The organism is Pseudoalteromonas sp. MSK9-3, from assembly GCF_003590335.1.
Lineage (GTDB): Bacteria > Pseudomonadota > Gammaproteobacteria > Enterobacterales > Alteromonadaceae > Pseudoalteromonas.
This window is the reverse complement of sequence record NZ_MIET01000023.1, coordinates 117,460-143,061: the sequence shown is the minus strand read 5'-3', so window position 1 is coordinate 143,061 and position 25,602 is coordinate 117,460. Positions and strand designations below refer to the sequence as shown.

20 protein-coding genes and 1 tRNA gene are annotated in these 25,602 nt (G+C 39.2%); 2 read left to right on the top strand and 19 right to left on the bottom strand.

Annotated features, from left to right (window positions below; translation table 11 throughout):
- Window positions 1-4 precede the first annotated feature (4 nt).
- The 14 genes from BGP78_RS08535 to BGP78_RS08470 form a co-directional block, all read right to left on the bottom strand.
- A complete protein-coding gene (locus BGP78_RS08535; RefSeq protein WP_119861003.1) occupies window positions 5-517 on the bottom strand; it encodes a hypothetical protein in 513 nt (170 codons plus the stop codon).
- Window positions 514-1,071, bottom strand: a complete 558-nt coding sequence (locus BGP78_RS08530) for a hypothetical protein (RefSeq protein WP_119861002.1) — start codon at window positions 1,069-1,071, stop codon at window positions 514-516. The genes BGP78_RS08535 and BGP78_RS08530 overlap by 4 nt, the downstream gene beginning before the upstream one ends.
- Window positions 1,068-2,183, bottom strand: a complete 1,116-nt coding sequence (locus BGP78_RS08525) for a hypothetical protein (RefSeq protein WP_119861001.1) — start codon at window positions 2,181-2,183, stop codon at window positions 1,068-1,070. The genes BGP78_RS08530 and BGP78_RS08525 overlap by 4 nt, the downstream gene beginning before the upstream one ends.
- Complete coding sequence (locus tag BGP78_RS08520) at window positions 2,176-3,018, bottom strand: type II secretion system protein GspK (protein ID WP_182912252.1); 843 nt, start codon at window positions 3,016-3,018, stop codon at window positions 2,176-2,178. Before BGP78_RS08520 ends, BGP78_RS08525 begins: the two co-directional genes overlap by 8 nt.
- Entirely contained in the window at window positions 3,015-3,695 is a 681-nt protein-coding gene (locus BGP78_RS08515) for a type II secretion system protein J (protein WP_119860999.1), read from the bottom strand. The genes BGP78_RS08520 and BGP78_RS08515 overlap by 4 nt, the downstream gene beginning before the upstream one ends.
- Window positions 3,688-4,110, bottom strand: coding sequence for a prepilin-type N-terminal cleavage/methylation domain-containing protein (locus BGP78_RS08510; protein WP_119860998.1), 423 nt, complete (start codon window positions 4,108-4,110; stop codon window positions 3,688-3,690). Before BGP78_RS08510 ends, BGP78_RS08515 begins: the two co-directional genes overlap by 8 nt.
- Window positions 4,103-4,516 (bottom strand): type II secretion system protein, encoded by a 414-nt coding sequence (locus tag BGP78_RS08505; RefSeq protein ID WP_119860997.1) that lies wholly within the window; start codon window positions 4,514-4,516, stop codon window positions 4,103-4,105. Before BGP78_RS08505 ends, BGP78_RS08510 begins: the two co-directional genes overlap by 8 nt.
- A complete protein-coding gene (locus tag BGP78_RS08500; protein ID WP_119860996.1) occupies window positions 4,500-5,699 on the bottom strand; it encodes a type II secretion system F family protein in 1,200 nt (399 codons plus the stop codon). Before BGP78_RS08500 ends, BGP78_RS08505 begins: the two co-directional genes overlap by 17 nt.
- Entirely contained in the window at window positions 5,699-7,351 is a 1,653-nt protein-coding gene (locus BGP78_RS08495) for a GspE/PulE family protein (RefSeq protein ID WP_119860995.1), read from the bottom strand. Before BGP78_RS08495 ends, BGP78_RS08500 begins: the two co-directional genes overlap by 1 nt.
- A 1-nt stretch (window position 7,352) precedes the next feature.
- Window positions 7,353-7,760 (bottom strand): type II secretion system major pseudopilin GspG, encoded by a 408-nt coding sequence (gene gspG, locus BGP78_RS08490; RefSeq protein WP_182912251.1) that lies wholly within the window; start codon window positions 7,758-7,760, stop codon window positions 7,353-7,355.
- Window positions 7,747-8,826 (bottom strand): UDP-N-acetylglucosamine--undecaprenyl-phosphate N-acetylglucosaminephosphotransferase, encoded by a 1,080-nt coding sequence (gene wecA, locus BGP78_RS08485; RefSeq protein WP_119860994.1) that lies wholly within the window; start codon window positions 8,824-8,826, stop codon window positions 7,747-7,749. The genes gspG and wecA overlap by 14 nt, the downstream gene beginning before the upstream one ends.
- Before the next feature lie 89 nt (window positions 8,827-8,915).
- Window positions 8,916-11,534, bottom strand: a complete 2,619-nt coding sequence (locus BGP78_RS08480) for an SLBB domain-containing protein (RefSeq protein ID WP_182912255.1) — start codon at window positions 11,532-11,534, stop codon at window positions 8,916-8,918.
- Window positions 11,535-11,703: 169 nt separating this feature from the next.
- Window positions 11,704-12,480, bottom strand: a complete 777-nt coding sequence (locus BGP78_RS08475; protein WP_119860992.1) for a YdiY family protein — start codon at window positions 12,478-12,480, stop codon at window positions 11,704-11,706.
- A 12-nt stretch (window positions 12,481-12,492) separates the two neighbouring features.
- On the bottom strand, window positions 12,493-13,317 hold the full coding sequence (locus BGP78_RS08470) for a mechanosensitive ion channel family protein (RefSeq protein ID WP_119860991.1): 825 nt from the start codon (window positions 13,315-13,317) through the stop codon (window positions 12,493-12,495).
- A 179-nt stretch (window positions 13,318-13,496) separates the two neighbouring features.
- Between BGP78_RS08470 and BGP78_RS08465 the strand changes: the two genes are divergently transcribed.
- Window positions 13,497-13,572: transfer RNA gene (locus BGP78_RS08465), tRNA-His, on the top strand.
- A 1,396-nt stretch (window positions 13,573-14,968) separates the two neighbouring features.
- Here the strand turns inward: BGP78_RS08465 and nagP are convergent.
- From nagP to secA, 5 genes are all read right to left on the bottom strand, one after another.
- Window positions 14,969-16,270 carry an N-acetylglucosamine MFS transporter NagP gene (gene nagP, locus BGP78_RS08460; RefSeq protein ID WP_119860990.1) on the bottom strand — a complete coding sequence of 434 codons (1,302 nt, stop codon included), beginning with the start codon at window positions 16,268-16,270 and terminating at the stop codon, window positions 14,969-14,971.
- Between the two features lie 263 nt (window positions 16,271-16,533).
- On the bottom strand, window positions 16,534-19,113 hold the full coding sequence (locus tag BGP78_RS08455; RefSeq protein ID WP_119860989.1) for a family 20 glycosylhydrolase: 2,580 nt from the start codon (window positions 19,111-19,113) through the stop codon (window positions 16,534-16,536).
- Between the two features lie 216 nt (window positions 19,114-19,329).
- Window positions 19,330-21,399, bottom strand: a complete 2,070-nt coding sequence (locus BGP78_RS08450; protein WP_119860988.1) for a M13 family metallopeptidase — start codon at window positions 21,397-21,399, stop codon at window positions 19,330-19,332.
- 117 nt (window positions 21,400-21,516) lie between these two features.
- Window positions 21,517-21,909, bottom strand: coding sequence for an 8-oxo-dGTP diphosphatase MutT (mutT, locus tag BGP78_RS08445; RefSeq protein WP_119860987.1), 393 nt, complete (start codon window positions 21,907-21,909; stop codon window positions 21,517-21,519).
- 67 nt (window positions 21,910-21,976) lie between these two features.
- On the bottom strand, window positions 21,977-24,685 hold the full coding sequence (gene secA, locus BGP78_RS08440) for a preprotein translocase subunit SecA (protein ID WP_119860986.1): 2,709 nt from the start codon (window positions 24,683-24,685) through the stop codon (window positions 21,977-21,979).
- Window positions 24,686-25,089: 404 nt separating this feature from the next.
- Here secA and BGP78_RS08435 point away from each other — a divergent pair, with 404 nt between their 5' ends.
- On the top strand, window positions 25,090-25,584 hold the full coding sequence (locus tag BGP78_RS08435) for a DUF721 domain-containing protein (protein ID WP_119860985.1): 495 nt from the start codon (window positions 25,090-25,092) through the stop codon (window positions 25,582-25,584).
- The last annotated feature ends 18 nt before the right edge of the window (window positions 25,585-25,602 follow it).

Below are 25,602 nucleotides of genomic sequence, written 5' to 3'. Positions count from 1 at the left end.
TTCCTCATAATTGACGACTTTCTTGGGTATGAAACATATTTAAAATCACTTTTCTATTACCATTAGTAAAAACAACCAACCTAGTATCAATATTAACTTCAAATTCAGATACAGTTTGCCCGTGAAACAATTTAATCATATTGACACTATTATCTTTATCATGGCGCTCGACCAATGCATACTTACTGGAATTACCAACAATAATAGCTTTTAAGATAAGTTTCGTGTCGTTAATAAAAAACTCATATAATTCGCCAGATTGCTGCTCTTGCTCCTTTCCTGTAGGCCAGTTAGAACTAGAATCATCTTCATTACGTTCATCGGACATCAAAGTTTGGAAATTAGCTTCAATTTTTTTTCGTAATTTATCAGACAAAACTGGCACAATATATTCAGAATTGACAACAAAGTCTTTAGGGGACTGTAAATTCGCTTTATCAATAGTTAGCCGGGTTACAGCATCTGAAAACAAAAAAAACATCCAGCCTATAATTATAAGTAGAACATATCGATTCATTTGTCTTCCTTCATAAAATATGAAATATGTACAACACCTCTAACTCTTATTGTGCCATCGCTGTCTGGCCGAGTTAAATCAACACTTAAATTATGTATCCCTCCCTTCGGTAAAGATGACTCTAAATAAGTGATAATATGCACAAAACCCACTAACGTTCCCGAAAAGCCCACAATAATTTGATGCTCGGTATACCCTGAGTCTCCGATAGGGAGGCTGGGTTGCCAACCAATGTTGCTAATATCAAGGCTGTGCTTTGAAAATTCAGATTCTAGCTTTTTTTGTTTTTCAACTCTGAATGTACTCTCGTCATTGTAATTAACAATCAAAGCTGAGTGCTCTTCAAATAATCGCTTATATTCTTTCAAGTTTTCTTTATATATTTCTTCTGCATCAACCACAGCCATGGTTTTTGCAAATTTCTCACCTAGCTGCTCAATGCTCTGTATTGTTGAAGCCTGCCAGGTCACTATGGGTATAATGATAAACCTTATAGCCCCCAAAATTAACACAACAGAAAGTAGTAAGGTGTGTTTCTGTAAAATTTTTTTCATTTTATACTCGTGTTCAATTGCTGTTTTGAACTTTCCAATACTAACAGTTTAAAACTGATCACAAATTCCTCTTTACTCTTATAGCGCCTTGACGGTAAATCAAACTTTGGGCCTTCAATATATGGGCTCGCAATTAAGAGTTCAAATACATTAAGCGCGCTCGCTGCTGTACCTTTTAGTACAAAGCGCCCATCAACTTGCTTAATAGAAGAAATTTCAGCAACATTAAACAGAGGCTTAACCACTAAAAACAATGGGGATATCAACGATAAACCACTAGTAACCTGTTCAATCTTGCTAACCTGAGCCTTTAAGTCATTGACGGACTGAAACAGCGTGAGTGAAGATTCAACATCAGCCTCCATTGTCTCTATTTTTGCTTCAACATTTGACCGTTCTACAATTAGAAACAGCGAAGAAATCAGAATGTAAAGTCCGGTAGTAGCTGATACGCCTAACAACAGCAACTTTAGCGAAGGTATAAATGTATTAATATAAGAAGAATTAAAAAAAGAAAATAACAATGGTTTTTTAATATTTAAGCTCGATGTGAACAGTTTTAAAGGCAGCTGCGCTTCATCGATAGTCTTTTCTTGGCTAAAACTTAGACCAATTGAAGCCCCGAAACGTTCAGGTTCGGTAATCAGCTCACTAAAAAATGTAGAGTAAGTAGTACCATTATGCTTAGCCAAGAAATAAGGGCGATTCGATTTAACCTCTAAGACTGTATGCTCAAATAAACCCGATGAAAGTACCTGTGTTTCAGGTATCAAAAAACAGGCATGGGGAACATCTGAATCCATAGAAAAAAAGTTTACTACTGTACTATCGGAGAGGTAACTAGCTTGATAGAAAGAAAGAGTACTCAGCTCAAACTTTTTTCTAAGCTTAATTATTTTATTTACCTCACTGCCAGAAGAGAGTGGAAACACCTCCTTTTTTTCTACTGTGTTTGCCCTTGCAATAATTTGAAATAAACTACCTACAGCTGATGACTTAAAAAGTACCTCTTCGTCTTTAAATACAAAACGATAATGGCGCGAGCAACTATAATAAGACACAAATCGGCTAAAAAACCATTTATAAAACTTAATTCGCAAATTATTAATCATATTTATAGACCACTTTCTCAACTACGTTTACGGGAGAATTTTTTGTTGGTTTTAGTTTGAATACTTCCTTTTTAGCAATAACAGCAGTGCCAACTTTAGCTTCAATATTGACCTGAAAGTTATTAGATGTGTATAAAACAACCCTATCGCTTTCAACTATACCAGTTATAATCGAAAACCTTCTCGTTGAGAAGTCACTAGTAGTACGTTCTGCAATCACCTGTTCGGCAACGTTACTTGGTAATATCCCCCTTAAAAGAGAATCGGGGGAATTCATTGGATTAAACCGCCCCCCTTTATGAACAGTACTATTACTCTTCATCATATTTACTAAATCCTCCCTTAAGTTAAGCCTGTAAAGCTCAGAGGTATCATGGATGGCACCATTTTTGTAATCTGGTTCAGGATGAAAATACAAAGATATGCGGTTTTCATCTTGCCAATCTTTAATTTTATTCAACGCCTCGAAGGCTTCATCTTCATTATACCCCAGTGACTCTAATAACTTCATAAACTTAGACTGATTAATGTAATGTATATCTAGCATACCGCTTAAATCTTGAACCCACACAGACGCATTTTTGGTCACAGAAAACGGTCGCCCATATACATTCCAATCGGGTATTTCCGTAGGCGCCGACGTTTCAGTCAATAATTTATATAAAACTTTTGACCTTGTATCACGATATAAAACTAATGCAGCGGTCTTATCATTGAATAAAGATGCATACGCAATCTGTTGCTTCGCCGTTTTAGTAATGAACAACGCAACAGTAGATAGTATCATTGTAATAATCAGTACTTGTAATAATGCTATGCCAAACTGTTGTTTCATATTTCTGACTGTATATAATAACGGAACCATTCATTCGAGTGCTTATCTAACACTGATGTAATCTGATATTCACCCAGCGATTTGTGCCTATTAAATAAAGTAGTAATTTTAAGGGGTATCATATCACTATTACTGCCAAAGTATTGCTCATGCCAATTCGGTTGAAAACTATTACTTCTAGCAACCTTATGGCTAACTTTATCCCATCCAAAGTAGAGAAAATTAATTCCTTCATACCCTTTTGCTAAAATTAATTTATTAGTGAAGTCAATTTCTTGATCTATCCTACTAAGCGTAATTTCCTTAAGGGGGATTGATTGGTAGATAAGTTCAAATGAACCATTATCAAGCTTAGAAACTGTAAGCCTAAACACTTCTGTATGACCTGTGGCTAATCCATTAGTTGAAACTGCTAATAGATTATACTTACCTCCGACAAAAAACATGCTAGGTTTGAGTTCTTCGTCTCTTACAATATATGGAATAACTCCGTCGATTAAGCTATCTACTTGAAAAATCAGTCGAGCATTTGCAGCTTCGAGCTCAAAATTATCTATTTGTCGATCCCAACGATTAGTCAACTGTAAGTAAGTAAAGCTTCCAGTAGCGAGAACTAAACTTAACAGCGATATTGTGATTAGCATTTCAATTAAGGTAAACCCCAGAAGCCTATTCATTTTCCCAAGTCACCTCGTGATATTGATAATTAGAACTTCTGTCGCTAATTGACACCTTTAAATCAATTAACCAAAGTTTATATGAGTTACTAGACGTTACGTGACCTGTGAATTCGGTAGATAAATCATTACTTACACGAGTCTCATCCACAACGCTCCCCTCCCAGCTAAATTCAACACTTCCGTTGCTTCCACTTCCAGATGCATTCATACTTTGAAAGTCTTGAAGCCTTAGCTGTTCAGTTACTAAGGGGAAAATCCCCACCATAGCAGCTGACATAACAACATAATTTGTTGCTTTCTCACTACTAATATAAGCACCTCGAAATACTTGAGAAACCATTAGTATAGAAGTAAATAAAATCACTACAGATATTAGTAACTCTATGAGCGTAAAACCTTTTCCATTACTCATAGGACTGTAATAGACTCAACTTTAATACCTTGCTACCATTTTGAACAGAAACGGTATTTAAGGAAGGAATTCCAAAATGATTAACTGTCAACCCTTGTTTTGGGAAAGTTAGGTAGCTGAATTTTTTTTCTTTTATCACATTTTCTTTATGAAAAACAAAAGCGGAGCGCCCTTCAAACATAATATTATAATTTTCACCCTTTAAAAAAGCTTCATTAGCGATGCCAACAAGCCAATTTTCAGTCTGTTGGAACTCTACTTTGGCCTCAGCTTTTTTAACTCCATGTATAGAAAGCGGCGCTACAATACCCATTAGTAAGCCTACGATCGTCAATACAACAAGAAGCTCAATCAAGGTGTAGCCTCTTTGTTCGCTTATATCGTAAATATCAAAAACCAACATCATTAATCGAAATCATACTTAGCATCATAACGACAACGACCCCTCCGACAAAAACACCCATGAAAAGAATCATCAAAGGTTCAAGTAATGAAGTTAATCTGGTTGTCCACGTGTCAAAATCATCCTTTGAACGGCTTGCTATTTCATCGAATACTCTTTCCAAATTGCCAGACTCTTCACCGACCTCAAGTAATGATACGTAGAAAGGTGGATAAATCGATGTCTGTTTAAGTGAGGATGTCAACTGCTCCCCTCTTTTTATCTTTTTCCTTGCTATATCCATCTCATTATTTAAAAAATGGTTTACTATACTACCGGTGGCGAGTTCAAGAGCCCTATCAATAGGTAGACCTGACTTTAGCATTAACGATAGCCCTGTATTAAACCTAATCCTTTCCGTTGTCTCAATTGCGACACTTAATAATGGCAATTTTAAGGATACCTGGTGCCACCATTTGACAAACTTGTCATTTTTCATACCCACCATTATAGCGCTGATGAATACACTCAATAACAATAATAAAAATAGTTGATTCGAAACCATCCACTCACTTGTACGCAACATGGCTTCTGTATACCAAGGTAAGCTTTTAGCTTGAGTAAACATCTCTGCCATTTTTGGAATAATGACATTAAAAATAAAAAATACACAAGAAAAACAGACAATTAAAATGACAAGAGGATAGGTTAACGCGCTAATTATTTTTTTCTTTAAGTCTCTTCTAAATTTTAAGTTATCTGCTAGTCGAGAAAAAACACCAGCTAAATCACCGGATGCTTCGCCTAACGCAACTAAATTACAATATAAACTATCAAATACCTGAGGGTGCTTTTTACATGCACTTGATAAGGTATTTCCTTGCTTTAGACTATTACTCAAGTCAGCTAAAAGCTTGGCTAACACAGGCTTCGCTTTTGTTTTCCGTATTATGTCTAACCCTCTGTCAATGCGCACACCTGTAGACAATAATAAACTTAACTCAGATGTCACAAATTCAAGATCAGCCAAAGTAACTTTTTCAGGGATAAGGTTGAATGGTTTATCTACACTAATATCTTTAATTTCATATGGAAAAAGCCCATCAGATACCAGTGCATTTTGAACATCAGATATAGAGTTTGCGTCAATTTCTCCACTGCATTTACCCCCTGATGCATCATAAGCCTTATAACTATATGTAGCCATTAACCAGCAACCCTTATGACTTCCTCTATAGTCGTTTCTCCAACAATAGCTTTGAAAAATCCGTCTTCCATTAATGTTCTTCTCTTCAGCGCTTTGTTGTGTTTTTGAGCGTTTAATATAAAGTCTGCATCTTTTCTAAATGCTTTAATATGGTCATCACACGCTAAGTATTCTGTGATAGCTAATCGCCCTTTATATCCCGTATTGTCGCAAATCGCACAACCGGCTCCTTTTTTCAGTTTTATAGTATCTACATTAAACTCTCTCGCAATTGAGCGTAAATTATACTTTTCGATTAAAGCGGCTTCCTCAGGATCAGGCCCTGAGCAATTGCTACACACCTTTCTAGCCAAACGTTGTGCAACAACTGATATTAAGGCGGCGTTGAGTAAAAACTCATCAACACCTAAATCTAGTAGTCTAGTGTAGGCACTTGCGGCATTGTTTGTATGTACCGTAGAGAATACTAAATGCCCAGTAAGCGCCGACTGGAGAGCAATTTGAGCTGTTTCTTTGTCGCGAATTTCACCTAACATAATAATATCAGGATCTTGACGAACCACAGATCTTAAACCAGCAGAGAAATCAAACCCAATATCACTATTCACCTGAACTTGATTGACACCATCTAGCTGATATTCCACAGGATCTTCAAGTGTTATAATTTTAACATCTTCATTATTTAATGAATTTAAGAATGTATATAGCGTGGTTGTTTTCCCTGAGCCTGTAGGGCCAGTCAATAAAACAACCCCTGCTGTTTTCTTTATATCCAATTGCAAGCATTGGTAGACGTCCTCTGATAGACCTAATATGGACATATCATATTGCACACTTTCCTTTTTCAAGAATCGCATTACAATCGATTCGCCCTCATTCACAGGTAAAGCTGAAACTCGAATATCAATTTCTTGATTTGCTATTCTCATCTCGATCTTACCATCTTGGGGACGCCTTTTTTCAGCGATGTCCATCCCAGCCAATATTTTCAACCTTGTAACGATTGGCAACTGCATTGATGCAGCAAGCACTTCAGACTCGTGTAATACACCATCCACACGAAACCTAGCTCGGTACTTTCCTTTAAATGGTTCTAAATGCATATCAGAGGCCCCTGCTCGTAAAGAGCGACTAATCAATGAGTTTAATAAATTTACTACAGGAGCTTCGGAGGCTAGCTCCCGTAGTTTATTTTCTTCATCGGTCACTAAAGATGAGTTGTCTGAAGCCTCTTGCCTAATCAACTTATGATTTAACTCTTGGATCTCACTTTCTGTAGCTATTAGCAGTTCAACATCAACAGAACACTTACCAATCCAGTCTAACATCACACTATTTAATGGATCCTTCGTAGCAATCAGCCACCTATCACTATTAACTTCCAGAGGCACCCATTTATGTTCGGCAAAAAGTTTTAAGCTTTCACACTCTATGTTTTCATGAGGTGATAAGTTTGTATAGTCATCCATATTTAGTAGCGGTATATTGAGGTATCTAGATAATAAAGTGGGAATTTGTTCTTCAGGTAAGCTTCCCATATTTACCAATATATCTTCTAATCTGCCACTATATTTCTGCTGATAAGAGAGTGCTTTTTCTATATCGGTGCTCGATATATCAAACTGTTCCGTTAAAAGTTTTATTAAAGTCATTTTATTGATGCACTATATCTGCGCCGGCCTCTTCACCGCCTTTTTTTCCATCACTGCCAAAAGAAATTAAAGTATAATTTGCGCCATTCTCTCCTGGGGTTTTATAATAGTACGGATTATTCCAGGGATCGAGAGGTACAGCTTTCGGTAGGTATGGACCGTCCCAACGTGGTGATTCACTACTTCTTAGTTCTTCTAAAGACTTAGGGAAAGCACCTACGTCAAGTCTGAATGTGTCAATTGCCGTTTCTAAAGATGCCATTTGAGCTGCTGCAATTTTCCGCTCTGAAGAACTCAGCCTTTTAAAGAAATCGGGAGCCACAAGCGACATCAATAGTCCTAAAATAACGATAACAATCAATAGCTCCATCATCGTAAAGCCTGAATTCATACGACTATTTATTTTCATTTAGATCTACCTTACGTTTATTTTTTATAGATAAGTATTTACGAATAAACCTAGCGACTTTCCATGCATGTTGAATACACATAGAGTAACTAACAAAAAAAGCGATGAATAAAGCAAACATTATCCACTGTGGTACAAACAATAGCTCTCCGAGAACACCTATAGAAGCAAGCATTAACCCAAAAATGCAAATACTAATTAGCGCTTTGTGAGAGCTAAAGCCTATCCTCATGAATACATGATGTAAATGATCTCTATCTGCCTTAAAAGGTGATTGTCCTTTTTTCAGGCGACGAATAATAATTGCTAGCATATCCATTAATGGAACTGCAATTATCCATAATGCGGTAACTGGCCGGAAGGCACTGTTGCTCTCAGGCTGGGTCGATATCATGAGTAACCAGATGACACTCAAGCCAATAAACATTGAGCCTGCATCCCCCATAAATATCTTCTTTCCTCTATGCCCAGAAACACCCAAATTAAATGCTAAATAAGGCACAATTGTTGCTATGATGATTAGAGGTAAAACACTAAGTTCACCTCCATTGACGGCAATTAATAGTAAGATAGCGGAGAATGTAATGATGCTCATTGCTCCCGCCAACCCATCTATACCGTCAATCATATTAAATGCATTAATTGCAGCAATAACGGTAATCACGGTGAATGGGATGCCAAACCAACCTAACTCAATACTGCCAAGACCAAATATATTACCCAAATTATGGATATATAATTCAGACCCCCACATCATAATTAACGCTACAATACTCTGCACACATAACCTAATTTTCACACCTAATTGACGATAATCATCAACAACGCCTAATACAACAATGGCAGTCGCACACCCTAAATATATAAGTAACTTTTTTTCAAGTGGCACAAAAAACATTATTGAAATTAAAACAGCGCTAAAAATCGAAACCCCTCCAATCAATGGGATCGCGCCTACGTGCTTTTTTCGACTGTCAGGCAAATCGACTAAACCAATCTTTAATGCTAGCGGTTTAATCATAAAAATAGAACAATAAGATGCTAACAATGCAAAAACTATAACCATGTATCTAAACTCTACCCATCGGCTTTAAGTGTGAAACTTGAAATTATATCTGATCTCAAGCTAGGTTTATATAACACTACTGTAAACTATTACTTATTAAGCGTAGCAATTGACGCAGCAGCTAAACCTAATTGGTAAATAATCTGTGTCGCAGTGCTCCAAAGTGTTAAACTATCTAAGTGTTGTGAATCAAGAGGTACTACTATTGTATCCCCCGGCGACAATATATTTTTACCTTCATTAACAGCAAACCACGAACCGCGATTGTTCGGCAACTCAACGGAACCATTGGCTTTAATGATATAAATACGGTCTTCATCTGCTTTTTGCTTAAATCCACCGCTGGCTTTGATATACCCACTCACATCTTTATTCGCATCATAAATATGGGTTGATGCGAGGTTAACTTCACCAATCACACTGACCGAATCTTGAATAGCTGGAATATAGAGTGCATCTTGACCTTCCAGTTGCAGGCTTTGTGACGAAGGATTGTCTAAATCAATCACCAGTCGCCCCACAGCTACTACTTTTGATAAGTCTTTTAAAATTTGATCTAAATCGTCGTAAGGTAATTCAGCGCTAGAAGTCTTGCTTTGACGTTGAAAGCTATTGGTGACAATATCTCGTCTTAGCTCTTGAGTTAATCTCTGGATTTGTGACTTCTCTTTACGCTTGATTGATTCACGCGTAAAAATTGCGGCTTCTTTATGGGCAAATTCACTGAAACCGCCAGCACGCTTGACTAAGCTCTCTAGCGTCTCGCCTCTTTGAATTGTGTAAGTACCAGGGAACATCACTTCACCAACTACTTCTACTTCTAATCGCTCATGCCAATTTGGCTTAGGGAATATATTAACAGTATCTTTGCTTTGTAATGTGTGATTGGCAGCGCTAAGCTCAGCACGTGCATTAAATTGGATATGCTCAACTTGCTTCAGACCATTCGCGTGAACCCGCGTAAGCTCTACCTTTTCTAAATAGGCTGATTCTAAAAAGCCACCACCGGCTGCAACAGCCATGGTAAAGTTGGCATTATTTGGTAAAGGATACACACCAGGAAATTTAACCCTACCATTTACTGCAAACAATTTTGCTGGGTCTGAAGCAGTAGCTTGCTTTTGCAACTTCGCAATAATAGGCTTTAAAAGGTTATGACGACTAAAAACGGCATACTCTTCTTCTTTGACTTCGTCATCTTCTTCAAACAACGCATTTATACTGCTAATGACTTCTTCTTCCTCTTCGGAAAAGTCAAATTCATCATCTTCTTTTACGCCAATGAACTTAAGGAACTCGTCACGTTCGTATTGCTCCCATAACTCTATATTTTCTTTTAGCTTTAGCTGTTCTTGACTATAAGCCAAACTTTTCAACGTGGCTTCTTCATCGGCTTTTAGATCATATCGGCTAAATACAATGATCGTATCGTTACTTTTCAGTTCTAGATTAGATTCATTATCCACTAAGATGTTTTCTGGAGAAAACTGTAAAACCTCAACATCTCCTTCCAAGTTAACTTCACGAATAACCAGCGCATACGAGAAGTCAGCTATCGGTAAAATGTCATCTCTTGGACTGGTAAATACGTCACGTACTGTTTTACCTTTATGCCACTCATAATTACCAGGGCTTGTTACTGCGCCAATTAACGTGATGGTATTTTTCATCCGTTGAGAAGCTGGATTAACAACAATCTCATCACCATTCATTGGCTTATACTGTGTTGCATTATTAAAGTTCACATTCAATGTAACTCGAGAACCAAACCCATTAAAACGCGATACAACCACTTTATTCTTGTTTGCACTCGCTTTAAAGCCGCCCGACATCGCAATGACACTTTGTGCGTCATCCGTCTCAACAAGCTCGAAAATAGCTTTACGCGTTACCTCGCCCTTAATTTTAATCTTTTTCGCAGCAGGTGGGATAAATACCACATCCCCTGGTTTTAAGCTTACGTCTTTTGAGCTATCCCCAAACAACAATAAGTCATATAAATCAAATGTCGTGATCTCTTTACCTGCGCGCTTCACCTTAATCTTTCGCAAAGAACCCAATTCATTAACGCCTCCGGCGACAAACAACGCATGAGTTACCGTTGCCAAAGGAGATACTGTATAACTGCCTGGCTTATATGCTTCACCCACAACCATTATGCGCATGGCGTTAAGCTGCCCCATACTAACAAAGGCTCTAACACCTATCATTTCTTCAGATATTTTGCTCTTCACCAGTTCTTTTAACTCACGAAATGATAAACCAATTACATGTACCGGCGATAAATTAGGGATCGCTAAACGCCCTTCGCGATCAACTTGAACTTCATGCTCTTCACTGGTTTTACCATACAAATTAATTTTAACTTCATCACCAACACCAATTAAATAAGTATCAGGGATTGCGGCAAGCTCAGTCGGAATAAACGTGGTAGGTTCACCTTCAAAAAGCTCATAACCAAATGGTTTTAACTCATCTTCTTTTGGCTTAAACTTGTCTTCTAATTCATCCGCTTCAATTTCTTCTTTACTTCGCGGTTCAATCGTGGACTCAGGAAGCTCAGTATTTTTATCATCGCTTTGTTTTCCTTTCAAATCCTTTAGATTAAAGCCATATTTTTTTGCAAGTGCCTCTTGCTGGGCTTTTGGTAGCTTTTTGAATTGCTCCATTTGCTGGGCGCTCGGAGTCGCAGCCACAGCTTCTTCCATGTTTATATAAATTAATGAAAATAACAGCGTCGCAATAACGACTAATTTACTGAACTTCACAAATATACCCTTATAAATTAAGTGCGTGAGTTAACCGACGCATCATACCGTATTTTCACTATAAAAAAAATGGGGCCAATGGCCCCATTTATGTGTGAAATTGTAATAATTAAAAGCTATAAACTAAGGTCAATGACGTTTCTGTATCGGTATTCTCTTTACTATCATCAACGTCTGAATTGTGGATGATGTTATAGGCAACCTTCATCTGTAAAGAACCATTGATCTTAGTTAGCAACGCAGATTCCGAGATACTCTTCGTATTGGTGCTACCCGTTTCTACCGCAAATAATTGAGTAAACTTTGCATTCTCTGAAATTTGCCAATCGTAATTTGCTTTAGCTACGCCTACAAATTCACTTTCAGACTGGCCTTCGATCAAATTGCCTTCATCATCTGTAGTGTCTCTGCCGTACTCAAACCACTTCATACCCGGACCAATTTCAAAGCTCAAATTCATGTCATCACTATTAAGTAATGTAAGACCGTAACCGACCGATGCCAGTGCTTCGTTACGATATGCGCCAAAATAGTCTGACACATAAGAGCCTAGAACAAATAAATGACTGCCTTCAGTGCCTAACTTGTAGTTACCTTGTAACGACAATCCATACTTTTCATTTGTTCGTTTGTCTATTTTACGGCCGTCACTTTCAATTTCATCTTCTTTATAGATGCCATTAACTTTGTATTCGTTATGCCAATTCTCTAAGTGGTGCTTCGCCTTCAATCCACCTTTTAGTGTCGTAGTCTCTGTGTTACCGCTGGTAATAATCGCACCAACTTCACTGGTCACATCCCATGTTTTTTGCTCTTTTGTATCCGCAGCTTGTGCCGATGTCACAATGGCCGTACAAACACACATAGATAACAATTTAACTTTCATTACTAAATAACCTTACTGTTGAGAATCTTTATGAAGATGAACATCCATTTGCGGAAATGGAATGGCAATACCCGCATCATCAAGGGCGAGTTTAATATTTTCTACCAAACTAAAATACGTTGGCCAATAATCTGATGTATTAACCCAAGGGCGTACTACAAAATTAACACTTGAATCGGCAAGTTCTGATACGGCTACGGTATATGCGGGGGTTTTCAATAGTCTAGACTCTGCATCTAATACATTTTGTAGAACCTGCTTCGCTTGTTTTAAATCAGCCTCATAACTCACACCAATGACTAAATCGATACGACGTGTTTTCTCTCTCGAATAATTAACAATGGCACCAGACATAATCGCTGAATTAGGCATGATGATCACTTTGTTATCTGGTGTACGTAATTCAGTTGAGAATATCTCTATCTTTTCAACACTGCCAGATTTACCGCCGGCCTCAATAAAATCCCCTGATTTAAACGGTCGCAGCATAATGATTAATACACCTGAAGCAAAGTTCGATAGTGAGCCTTGTAATGCTAGGCCGACAGCTAAGCCCGCAGCACCTAAAATAGCAACAAATGAAGTCGTTTGTATTCCTACCTGAGAAAGCGCCATCAATATGGTTGCAGCGAATACCAAAGCATAAATAATATTGGCTACAAAGCCACCAACGGCTTTGTCGATATTACGTTTTGAGAAGGCCTTTTCAGTGAGGCCCGCACAGAACTTGGCAACTTTTACACCGATTAATAGAATGATAACTGCGAGAATAATTTGAATCCCGTAGTGTAACAACACATCAGAGTTTTCATTTATCCAGTTGACGATGGTTTCCATAGAGCCTCCTTGAGAGCGCTTATAATAGTTTTGTTGGATCATACATAGCCTATATGAATATTTGCTGTATGGGATGACTTTTTTGGTTTTTTCCTTTTTTGGAAAAAATTGCATTTTTCTCTTTGCAAGACTCAAAATATTATGTATTATGCGCGCCACACCAAACGAGGTGTGTTGTGGCGGCTGTAGCTCAGTTGGTAGAGCCCTGGATTGTGATTCCGGTTGTCGTGGGTTCGAGCCCCATCAGTCGCCCCATCTTCTCCTTTTATTAGAGTTCACTCTAATAAAAATTAAATACTGTTCTTAATCTTCATGATATCCCTTTTAATTACTACGAATTAAACATCACAAAATATTGATGTAATTAGTTTTATTTTCTCATACCTTTATTTTTTACAACTTACCCTATAATGAATGCCTTGGGCAGGTATAAATATGCTTCATGAAAAGCTACACAACGGTTCAAACAAGCTATGTAACAAAAACTCTATTAGTTTTGTGTTCTAGTTAACTCCCTTGCTTCTTTTTATAAAAAGCGTGTAACTCCCCCTAAAAATACAAAAGCTCAGAAACGTTGGTTTGAGATCTCAGATCGATGAAGGACACATACTTCAATACACTTAAGCTTAACAGCATTAAAACAGGTTAAGAAAAGAGCAAACAAAATACAGTCGTTCACTATTTTTATCCGATTCGTCATATGGTTACATCAATAAGCATAACAAATAGTGTAGTACGATTGCTCTGGATCCTGACCTTCGTCAGGAAGACAAAAGTAAAAAGGATGGAGGGCGCAGCTACGCAAGTTCCTGACCTACATCACGAAGATAAGAATGACGAACCTAAAAATATAAAGATGAAAAGTGGTGAGCATAGTTACTCTTGTTCCTAACCTGCATCAGGAAGACAAAGTGATGGTACTGAAAATATAAAGATGGAAAGTGGTGAATATAGTTGCTCTTGTTCCTACCTAGATCAGAAAGACAAAAATGAAAACAGTGAAGAATGTAAGGATTAAAAAACGGTGAGCGCAGCTGCACTAGCTCTGGACCTACATCAGAAGCTTAATGCCTCATTTAAGTCGTTTCGGGTAAAAATAGCTCCCTCTGATAGATCCGTCTGATAGCGGTATCTGAGCCTTTAACAAAGGCTGGGCAGTAACAGTTCCTGTGTGACTGCCATTTAACTAAATCTCATGCCTAAATAAGTCTCATGCCTAAATAACCACACAGTCTCCCTGAACTGGTTTCAGGGTCCATAGCTTTCACACCAATTCCATACATCTAAACTCACTGTCATTTGAACAGTAAGCGTCAGACACTTGCCAATAGCGACCTTAAAGCCTTTAACCCTGTTGTTGAGAGCGGCGGTCTAACTTAGAACACATTGATTGAAAGTATTAATAGCATTAGAAGTCTACACACGCAAAGCTTACCCCAAAGGCTAGTTTCAACTAATGTAATTGGTATAAAGCAAGGATGTAAAAAAATACACTTTCTAGAAATTTAATCAATTGTCTTAATTAAAAAGAAAGACCATCATTGCCTCAGCAAAACCGACTTGAATAGTTACTTTATATTTGTCAAAAAAAATGCCACCTAAAAGGTGGCATTACACACGGGATTATTTCTATTTACAGATAGAAATTCAGTTATTTCCAGCTCGTCATTTTATGACCTTTAAGAGCATAGAATAAAATAAATAGGTAACTAGGTATCATTAAGCTATAAGCACCTTGTGCGCCTAAGCCTGCGACATTACCTAGACCAATCAATAATGGACCTAGCGCACCACCGGCAATACCCATGATAAGTAAACCAGATGCAGTGCCAGTTAAGCGACCTAACCCATTTAGCGCCAGTGGCCAAATTGCAGGCCAAACCATTGCATTAGCAAAACCAAGTAATGCTATACACAATAACGGATCTGGTAATTGAGGTCCACCAAATGGAACAAGTAATATGTTCGAAATTGCAAACGACTCGTTACTGCCCATCACAACCGCTAATACAGTAACGATGCCTGCAATACCCGACATAACCAATGCGTTTTGTTGCGACATAAAGCGTGGAATAAGTGCAATACCAATGGCATAACCAATTAACATACATGCCATAGTATAAGAGGTCATTACAGAATAATCAGCAATACCAAGCTGCAATGCATAAGAACCAATGGTATCTGCAGCAATAACTTCAACCGCAACATACAATGCAATACCAATAACACCCAGTACTAAATGAGGGTGGCTCAATGCTTCTTTTAATTCGCCTTTACCATTACTGCCTGATTCTTCAAAAACCAAGTCAGGAAGAGGGGCTATTTTAGCAAAAACAGCAAATAAGAAAATAAGACCAGCAACGCCGATGTAAGGCATAATCAAACTATTTGCCATCGCATCTTTTTGTTCTTGAGATAATTGTGCACCAGGCTCTACTACACCACTTACCACAACCGCCGCAAAGATAATTGGCACTATTACACCCGCAGACTTATTCAGCAGCCCCATAATACATACACGCACTGCAGCTGACTTTTCTGAGCCCATTTTAACAACATATGGGTTAACTGCCGTTTGCAAAATAGTTTGTCCAACGCCAATCATCAGCTGCGCGAACAAAAAGATTTCTATCATTTGCAATTTTGCAGCAGGAATATACATAAGCGCTGATGCAGCCATTACAATACAGCCAAGCGCCATACCATTTTTATAACCTACACGCTTAATTAGCATAGCCGAAGGAATACCTGCGACAGTCACAGCAATATAAAAAGAGGAAATGATGAAAGAAGCCTGTAACGGCGTTAATTCAAGCATTTGCTGTAAAAATGGGGTAATCGCACCGTTAAGCCAGGTTATACACCCTAGAATAAAAAACATTGACCCAGCGAGCACCATAGGGAGCCAGATACTCTGCTTCACTTTATCTTCAATTTCCACTGTCGCTTCCATAAGTTTCTTCTTGTTGCTAATTAATATACTACAGATCTACCTTGTGGCAGATCTAGGAATAAGTTCAGAATATTTTCTGTATAGTTATTAGGCACCCATATTTCAGTCAACCAAAATTGATGCATTTTAAGGCTGCCACGAAAAATGACAGCGCTGACATTTAACTTTACGTTAAAATTTAACTTTTGACTAGCTAGAATTTAACCACTCAGTTCACTAAAAAAGGACCAAGCGGTCCTTTTTTAGTGAAAACCAGCTTGGATTTAATTTAACTCTGTGATTCTACTTGCATTTTTATCATCTAATCGGGTTCTTAATAACACCGCAGCGTTATTGCTTACACTGATCGGATCTGCATAATTTGCCCAAGTAGTCCCGTTATCTAGGCTATATTCGATGCTTAAGTAAGGAAATGCACTATTTGCATAGACTGTATTACCTTTTCGAATCGCACCTGGGACAGGTAAATTCACATCAACCCCAGCTGAAACTAACTTCGGGACTTCTTTCACAGCTAACGCCGCAGAAAAACTCTGCCAATCCTTCGCAAAAGGCTTTGCAGCGATCTTATCACCTTCCCAACTCGCTTTATGCCAAGCACGCTCCGCCACTGAAAGAATGCGTGGGAAGATCATCGCTAACACCTGCTCTTCAGTACGAATGGTTTCACTCCATAATTGACCTTGCATACCCAAGATATTTTCTGGTTTTTCAAGCTTTGGCATAGCTCTGCCAACCAAGGCTTCAAGGTTCACAATCGGCTCTCGTGTGCGAGTAAAGTCTGCATTGGCGTATACGTCATCTGGCATATAGCTAAATGCTTTTTTGGTGTCGATAAAACGCGTTGCCCAGTAATAACCGCGTTCTTCAGGGTGAGCTTCATAAGGGTGATCAAAATAAAGGTGTGTACCGTGTGACAAAATAACCTGATAGCCATCATTAGCTAAACGGTAAGCGCGATCAGCAACACCCCATTCCCAAATGTTATCCCATACGTTTGCTGTAAAAGTTTGATTTGGAAACTCATCTCGTTTGAATGGATTAACTCGGTCGTACATTAACCCATCTTCCCAAGCCCCAGGAGAGATCCCGCGCTTGGCTAAGATATGCGCCACTTTTTGCGTAAAGTAAGGTTTTAAGTCTGCCGCTCCTGCAATGCCGTTATTTGCATCGCTAAACAATGCATCACACGCAGGAGATTTTGTCCACGACCCACTGCCGACTTCATCACCACCAAAGTGTAAATTAGTCAGGCGAGTGCCTGCATCTCGATACATAGCTTGCAGCTCGTAAGTTACTTTTTCAATAAAGGCATACGTTGAGTCTAAACAGACATTAAATGAATTATCGGTGTAATTTTGCACCGTGATGTATTTTGATTCATCTTTTGGATCTGTCAGTAAATATGCTTTAGCTTCATCAAGTTTACCCTGTGCTTTTAATTTATTATAACGAGCTTCCATCGATTTAATTGCAGCACGCGCGTGACCAGGGCCTTCAATTTCAGGAATGATCTGAATATGACGGGCATTGGCAAACTTAAGTAACTCAACAAAATCTTCTCTTGATAAATAACCATTACCTGAACCAGATTTGAACGGACCAGTGCCGAGTTGAGTGAGTAAGCATCGCTGCTCCTCTAAGTCAAAACAACGATGAGCGCCAATTTCAGTTAACTCTGGTAAGCCTGGGATCTCAACACGCCAACCTTCATCATCTGAAAAATGCCAATGAAACTTGTTCAGCTTATAACGTGCCATTTGCTCTACTAATTTAAACAGTGCATCTTTGCCATGATAATTACGTGCGTTGTCATAGTGCATGCCACGCCATACAAACCTTGGCGTATCTTCAATCTCAACATTAGGCACAGTGATGGTATTTTTGCTGCCTGCAGGGAAGAGCGCTAATAAGCTTTGAATACCGTAAAATACGCCAGCGTTATCGCTACCAACGATCTCGATTTTATCATCATCTATTTCTAGCTGATAACTTTCAGCTGCACCGTCAGCTAAGCTTTCATCTACTTTTAAGTAAATGGTAGGCGCTTTAGAGGCTTTAATATGGTCTGCTTTACTCTCTAGCTCTAACCCATAATCGGCTAAATCATCCTTGAAAACAGCTACCTCAGACGTTAAGCGACCTGCAAAACGCAACTCCCACGTTGAATCTAGCACCGCACTGCCACGATTAAAGTCTACTTTTTGCGGTTGAGGAATAATACGTTTTAACGCATCTTCTTTTGTTATCGACACTGATGAAAGGTTTCTTTCGTAGCGTAATTCAGCAGACGCTAACTGAGTTTTATCAACAGGATCATTATATCGTCTGAGCTGGTTTTCTCGCTCAAATGGCGCAATATATTGCTTAAAATCTTCTGTGTCTGTATTTGCAAAAATAGCTGGGGTATTTTGCTGTGACACCATAAATGCGCGAGGCATAAAGTCACTATATGCTGCAACCCACACAGCAGCTTCAAATTCTATTTTGATGCTCTCGCCAACCGCTAAACCCGCAAAATTATCATTGGGAACAAATCGATGTAAATCACCATTAATGTGCTCAATGTCAAACCCTGCTGCAGACTTACTGTGTATTTTACGCACAGAGTGTATATAGATTTGCCAGTCAGACTTGCCTTTACCAAGCGCAATATCCGATTCATTGGTCAAAGTCATTGATGCAATAAGACTCGAGGCACCATTATGAAAATTATCTTCTGCGGCAAATACAAGTTTTGTGCCTTGTGTAAAAGAGTCTAATTGAGATTGTGATAAGTTAGCGTTGGCGAACAACGGCGTCGTTATCAATAGACTCGCTAGCATGTGTTGCTTAAAGGTCATTGGTTTGCTCCTTGGTAAACACCTTTACACTCAATTATTCGATATTAAAATATGAGCGTAAAGTGTTCAGTCACTATTAACATTAGCTTCATCATATAAAAACAAAAATGACAGCGCTATCAATATTTACTGAACAAAGCTGTAACTACAAAATAATTAAAAAAAAGCCCACTAAACAGTGGGCTATGGCAATTAAATTTTATTAAAGTATGGAAGCTACCAAATTTTAACGCGCTCTTCTGGCGTGATATACATTTGGTCGCCCGCTTTTACATCAAACGCTTTATAAAACTCAGGCATATTAGGTAACACTCCGATGACACGATAATGGCTCGGAGAATGAGAGTCCGTCATCAGCCTAGAGCGAAGCTCTTCCTCTCTATATTGACGACGCCATATTTGTGCCCAGCCCATAAAGAAGCGCTGCTCCCCCGTGTAACCATCAATCACAGGTGAAGCTTTACCAGCTAAAGCTAACTGATACGCTTTGTACGATACAGTCAAACCGCCCAAATCACCTATATTCTCACCTAATGTCAACTCGCCATTGACATGGGCATCTTCGAATGGTTTGAACTGTGCATATTGTGCAACCAGTTTATTGCCACGCTTTTCAAACTGACTTAAATCAGACTCACTCCACCAATTACGAAGATTTCCTTCACCGTCATATTTTGCACCTTGGTCATCAAACCCATGCCCTAGTTCATGACCTATTACAGCGCCAATAGCACCATAGTTAACGGCATCATCGGCTTCAAGATTGAAAAAAGGAGGTTGCAAAATAGCAGCAGGAAAAACAATTTCGTTATTTACAGGGTTGTAGTAAGCATTCACTGTTTGCGGTGTCATAAACCACTCAGAGCGGTCTACTGGTTTGCCAATTTTAGCGGCCATATCAGCATAAGCCCACTGTGTATAACGAACATAATTCCCCAGTAAATCATCAGCATCAATATGCAATTGAGAATAATCTCGCCACTTATCTGGATAGCCAATCTTAGGGGTAAATTTACTTAACTTCTCTTTGGCCGCAACTTTTGTTTCTGCGCTCATCCACTCAAGGTCATCAATCGCATAGTCGAACCCCTTAATGACATTATCGACTAACTCAGTCATACGCGCTTTTGCTTCAGGGGGAAAGTAAGTTTCTACATATATTTTCCCCAGTAGCTCACCCAACACTTCATTACTGGCGTCTACGGCTTTTTTCCATGTAGGCGCTTGTGCCTGCACACCGCGTAATGTTTTACCAAAAAAGTCAAACTTCAGGTCCACCATCTCCTTATTTAATAACTCGGCATGGTTGTTTACAAAGTGGAAAGTCAGGTACTGCTGCCATGTAGTCAGAGAATACTCACCCACAACTTGCGATAACTGCTCAATATACGACGGTTGGTTTACGACCAACTCATTCACCTTTAAACCTGCAGCTGAGAAATAGGCTTGTAAATCAAATGCGGGGATCAATGCATTGGCGTCATTTAACGACAGCTTATTATAGCTTTTTGTGGCATCACGACTTGCTACTCTCGACCACTGTGCAGTCGCTATTGCCGTTTCCAGCTTTAGGATGCGCGCAGCAGCGGCTTTGGGCTTTTGTTCACCGGTGCGAAGTAATACTTGTTCTATATATTGCGCGTACTGCGCTCTAATATTGGTAAACTTGTCACTGTCTTTTAAATAATAATCACGGTCAGGTAACCCTAAACCGCTTTGATATAAATAGAGCGCATTCTCACTAGAATTCTTTGCGTCATTATTTACATACCAAGCAAATGGGTTGGTTCCACCTTGAAGTAGCAACTTGGCCATAACATTAGGCAATTGGGCTTTATCTTTCAGCGTTTTTACCGGCTCTAAGTAAGGCTTTAAGGGCGCTAATGCCAACTCTTCTCTGGCCGTTTCATCAAGATAACTACTATAAAAACCTGCAAGCTTACGCTCATCATCACTTTGTTCCATAGAAGCATTCTGAACGGCGCTCTCTAAAACAGTACGTAACGCTTTTTGCGAGTCATCATACAACGCAGTAAATGACCCATAGTTTGATTTATCAGCCGGTATTTCTGTCGTTTTAAGCCAATTGCCATTTACATGGTAATAAAAGTCATCTTGTGCGCGTACCGACTTGTCCATATTGGCTAATTCAATGCCAGAAATGAGCGTAGGTTGTGGCTGTTCAGCCACAGCTTTTGATGCATTATTTTCAACAGGGGGCTCACTACAGCCGCTCAAACCTAATGCGAGTGCAACACCCAGCGCCGCTAACGAGGCATTTTTCATAAAATCATTCCATTTAACATTTTTATTAATAATAAACCCCGACACTCATAATAAACAACCTTCTCATTGTAAAACCGACTATCAGTGGCAAAAAATATATGTTCATTAGCATTTATTTTAAATAGTAGTGTGGAGGCGGCTGATAATCTCCTGATTTGCTTCTGGAAAGTCATAATTAGTCAATTCGTTAATATCTACCCATTGGCAAACTTGTGACTCTAACCCTTTCGCTTCGCCAGTGAAATCTTCGACTATATGCACCATCAATCGCACTGACTTATCAGTATAATCATGCTCTATTACTTGTAGCTCAATAGAGCTTACGACATTAATATTAACTTCTTCTTTTAACTCTCTCTTTAGCGCATCAAATACCGTTTCGCCCGCTTCGATTTTACCACCAGGGAATTCCCATAAACCACCTTGGTGCTGCCCGTCATGACGTTTACTAATAAAGATTTTATTGTTTGCCTTTATAACCCCAACAGCAACTTCAACAACTTTTTTCATGCTAATAATTCTCCGATAAAAAAAGCGACTCGAGAGTCGCTTTTTCCTAAAACAATAATGTATATGGCTACTTTAATTTACCACAACATTGTTTAAATTTTTTGCCTGATTTACAAGGACACGCTTCGTTTCTGCCCACCTTAACATCCGTTCTTGCAGCAACAGCCACACCTTCAGGTACTTCGCCACCAACATGTTCCGCTTCAGCATGTTGATACTCTTTAGGTGCTTGCTCACTGCGACGATGTTGCTGTTCAACTTTCTCAACATCTTCTTCAGCACGCACCTGTACTTTACTAAGGATCCCGACAACATCTACTTTCAAGTTTTCAAGCATTTCAGAAAATAGCTCAAAAGACTCACGCTTATATTCTTGTTTAGGGTTTTTCTGTGCATAGCCGCGTAAATGAATACCTTGACGCAGATGATCCATCGCCGCTAAGTGATCTTTCCAGTGTTGATCAAGGCTTTGTAGCATGATTGCCTTTTCAAACTGACGTAACACATCAGGGCCAACCATTTGCTCTTTATCTTTGTATGATTGCTCGACTTCTTCATTTATGCGGTCACGCAGCTTCTCTTCATACAGTTTCTCATCATCAGCCAACCACTTTTCAATTGGCAGCTCGATAAGAAAATCACCTTTAATACGCTCTTCCAGCCCTTTAATATCCCACATCTCCGCAAGACTCTGCGGTGGAATAAACTGATCGATGGTGCCATTGAGCACATCGCTGCGAATAGCATTAATGGTTTCTGAAATGTCGCCTTCTTCAAGCAATTCATTTCGCTGCTCGTACACTACACGACGCTGATCATTCGCAACATCATCGTATTCAAGTAATTGCTTACGAATATCAAAGTTACGCGCTTCCACTTTGCGTTGTGCGTTTTCAATTGCACGATTCACCCAAGGGTGTTCAATGGCTTCACCACGCTGCATCCCTAGCTTACGCATCATGTTTGTCATGCGCTCACCAGCGAAAATACGCATCAGCGCATCATCCATTGATAAATAGAAACGGCTTGAACCCGCATCACCTTGACGACCCGAACGGCCTCGAAGCTGATTATCTATACGGCGTGATTCATGACGCTCAGTACCTATAATGTGTAAACCGCCAGCGGCTAATACAGCATCGTGCGTTTCTTGCCACTTGCTTTTCACTTGCGCAATTTTGTCTTCTGATGGATTGTCTAATTTAGCAAGATCACTCTGCCAATTACCACCGAGTACAATATCGGTACCACGACCGGCCATGTTAGTTGCAATAGTCACTTTACCCGGTAAACCCGCATCTGCAACAATATCGGCTTCTTGTTCATGGAACTTAGCATTTAGAACATTATGCTCAATTTTCTCTTTACGTAAGAAATGCGATAAGTACTCAGAGCTTTCAATCGAAACGGTACCAACAAGAACAGGTTGACCACGCTCCTGACATCCTTTGATATCCTCAAGAATGGCTTCAAATTTCTCTTCTTGTGTCAGATAAACTAAATCAGCTCTATCATCACGAACCATCGGTTTGTTTGTAGGAATAACAACCGTGTCTAAGCCATAAATTGATTGAAATTCGAATGCTTCAGTATCCGCGGTACCTGTCATACCCGCTAACTTGTCATAAATTCTGAAGTAGTTCTGGAAAGTAATAGAGGCCAGCGTTTGGTTTTCGTTTTGAATACGAACACCTTCTTTCGCTTCTACCGCCTGATGTAGGCCTTCAGACCAGCGACGCCCTTCCATTGTACGACCGGTATGTTCATCAACAATAATGACTTCATTGTCTTTGACTACATAATCAACGTCTTTTTGATACAACTTGTGCGCGCGAAGTGCGGCGTAGACATGGCTTAATAACGTGATGCTTGCTGCTGAATAAAGTGAATCACCTTCTTCAATAAGCTTATGTTCAAGCAATAATTCTTCGACATTGACTTGACCACGTTCCGTTAAATGAACTTGCTTTGATTTTTCATCAATTGTGAAATCGCCATCGCCTTCAATGCCTTCTTCATCTTCTTTATCTTGTAAAATAAGAGAAGGGACAATTTTATTTATTTGCGTATAGAGCGCTGAGCTGTCTTCAGCTGGGCCTGAAATAATGAGCGGTGTACGCGCTTCATCAATCAAAATTGAATCCACTTCATCCACGACCGCATAATAAAGAGGACGTTGAACTCGCTCTTCTATACTGAATGCCATGTTGTCACGTAAGTAATCAAAACCAAATTCATTGTTGGTTCCGTACGTGATATCCGCTGAGTAAGCTTGCTTTTTTTGCTCCGGCATCATGCCAGGTACATTACAGCCAACACTCAACCCTAAAAATTCAAATAATGAACGGTTTGTTTCTGCATCACGCTTAGCTAAGTAGTCGTTTACAGTGATGACGTGAACGCCCTTCCCCGTTAAACCATTTAGATAAGCGGGTAACGTCGCGGTTAGCGTTTTACCTTCACCGGTACGCATTTCAGAGATTCGGCCTTGGTGAAGCACAATACCACCAATCATTTGCACATCGAAATGACGCATTTTATAAACACGCTTTGATGCTTCACGCACTGTTGCAAATGCTTCAGGTAGAATATCATCTAAACTAGTGCCTTGCTCGAAACGCGTTCTGAACTCCGCTGTTTTAGCTTTTAGTTGTTCGTCGGTCAGAGCTGCATATTGCTCTTCCAAGGCATTAATTAAAGCAACTGTCTTTCTTAAGTTTTTAATAGTGCGGTCATTGCGACTACCAAAAATCTTGGTAAAAATATTAGCTATCATGTTAAAACCGTTTTCACTCTATTGATGGCAGACCTTACCTATGCGTATACGTCATTGGGTACTGAGGCCGCACTGCTTCCTGTCGGCGACAAATGCTTAATTGCGTTTGCTGTATGCCAAATTCAATTTATTACCCCTATCATACCAGACTCTACGTAGCTGCAAACCATTGAAGTCAAAACAGCGAGGTTTTCCTGATAAAAAGCGGCTTTACGTAAACCAATGCTGCTATTTCTATTAGCAACAAATACCCAATGTAGCAACAAATTGAAACATAATCGAGATTAACCTTAGATATGGTGATATTTAGCGATAAATCAAGCTTCCTGCTTTTATTTAACTGTTGTTCATTTTCCGGCACCGCTATACTAGGAGATGTGTTTCGTAGACTTTGAAAAATAACAATGGCAAAGAATCGGTATGCTCCTAAGCAACTCAATGAGTTAATGGGAAAGTGGTCTAACAAAATGGTCAGTTATACAGAAAAGTCGCAAGCGATGGCGCAGTGGCAAAGCTGTTTAGAGAGTGCCGTAGGCCCAGTTTTAATTAAGAAGTGCCGTGTTGGTAACTATCGAGAAGGAACATTGGTCATTGAAGCCGCATCAGCCACCCTTGCTACTCGTTTAAACTTCTTAAAAATGGAGATTTTATCTCAATTCAGAGCTGCTGGAATGATAGAGTGCGCACAAGTAAAAGTCGTCACAAACCCCGAAGCACAGCAACGATTAACGCCTAAACGAGATGACCAAATTCGCCCTGAAAAACAGAGCGAGGGTCGAGTTATGAGCGCACAAACAGCACAGCAGCTAACTGAAATCGCAGGGAATGCCCCACCCAGCCTACAAGCTAAATTATTAAAACTCGCTCAACACGCGCAGAAAAATAAGCAAAAAAAATGACGCTATCGCGTCATTTTT

Excerpts from the sequence above, each read along its gene's own strand:
- BGP78_RS08535 (WP_119861003.1), bottom strand. The coding sequence starts at position 517 with ATGAATCGATATGTTCTACTTATAATTATAGGCTGGATGTTTTTTTTG.
- BGP78_RS08530 (WP_119861002.1), bottom strand. The coding sequence starts at position 1,071 with ATGAAAAAAATTTTACAGAAACACACCTTACTACTTTCTGTTGTGTTA.
- BGP78_RS08525 (WP_119861001.1), bottom strand. The coding sequence starts at position 2,183 with ATGATTAATAATTTGCGAATTAAGTTTTATAAATGGTTTTTTAGCCGA.
- BGP78_RS08520 (WP_182912252.1), bottom strand. The coding sequence starts at position 3,018 with ATGAAACAACAGTTTGGCATAGCATTATTACAAGTACTGATTATTACA.
- BGP78_RS08515 (WP_119860999.1), bottom strand. The coding sequence starts at position 3,695 with ATGAATAGGCTTCTGGGGTTTACCTTAATTGAAATGCTAATCACAATA.
- BGP78_RS08510 (WP_119860998.1), bottom strand. The coding sequence starts at position 4,110 with ATGAGTAATGGAAAAGGTTTTACGCTCATAGAGTTACTAATATCTGTA.
- BGP78_RS08505 (WP_119860997.1), bottom strand. The coding sequence starts at position 4,516 with ATGATGTTGGTTTTTGATATTTACGATATAAGCGAACAAAGAGGCTAC.
- BGP78_RS08500 (WP_119860996.1), bottom strand. The coding sequence starts at position 5,699 with ATGGCTACATATAGTTATAAGGCTTATGATGCATCAGGGGGTAAATGC.
- BGP78_RS08495 (WP_119860995.1), bottom strand. The coding sequence starts at position 7,351 with ATGACTTTAATAAAACTTTTAACGGAACAGTTTGATATATCGAGCACC.
- gspG (WP_182912251.1), bottom strand. The coding sequence starts at position 7,760 with ATGAAAATAAATAGTCGTATGAATTCAGGCTTTACGATGATGGAGCTA.
- wecA (WP_119860994.1), bottom strand. The coding sequence starts at position 8,826 with ATGGTTATAGTTTTTGCATTGTTAGCATCTTATTGTTCTATTTTTATG.
- BGP78_RS08480 (WP_182912255.1), bottom strand. The coding sequence starts at position 11,534 with ATGGAAGAAGCTGTGGCTGCGACTCCGAGCGCCCAGCAAATGGAGCAA.
- BGP78_RS08475 (WP_119860992.1), bottom strand. The coding sequence starts at position 12,480 with ATGAAAGTTAAATTGTTATCTATGTGTGTTTGTACGGCCATTGTGACA.
- BGP78_RS08470 (WP_119860991.1), bottom strand. The coding sequence starts at position 13,317 with ATGGAAACCATCGTCAACTGGATAAATGAAAACTCTGATGTGTTGTTA.
- nagP (WP_119860990.1), bottom strand. The coding sequence starts at position 16,270 with ATGGAAGCGACAGTGGAAATTGAAGATAAAGTGAAGCAGAGTATCTGG.
- BGP78_RS08455 (WP_119860989.1), bottom strand. The coding sequence starts at position 19,113 with ATGACCTTTAAGCAACACATGCTAGCGAGTCTATTGATAACGACGCCG.
- BGP78_RS08450 (WP_119860988.1), bottom strand. The coding sequence starts at position 21,399 with ATGAAAAATGCCTCGTTAGCGGCGCTGGGTGTTGCACTCGCATTAGGT.
- mutT (WP_119860987.1), bottom strand. The coding sequence starts at position 21,909 with ATGAAAAAAGTTGTTGAAGTTGCTGTTGGGGTTATAAAGGCAAACAAT.
- secA (WP_119860986.1), bottom strand. The coding sequence starts at position 24,685 with ATGATAGCTAATATTTTTACCAAGATTTTTGGTAGTCGCAATGACCGC.
- BGP78_RS08435 (WP_119860985.1), top strand. The coding sequence starts at position 25,090 with ATGGCAAAGAATCGGTATGCTCCTAAGCAACTCAATGAGTTAATGGGA.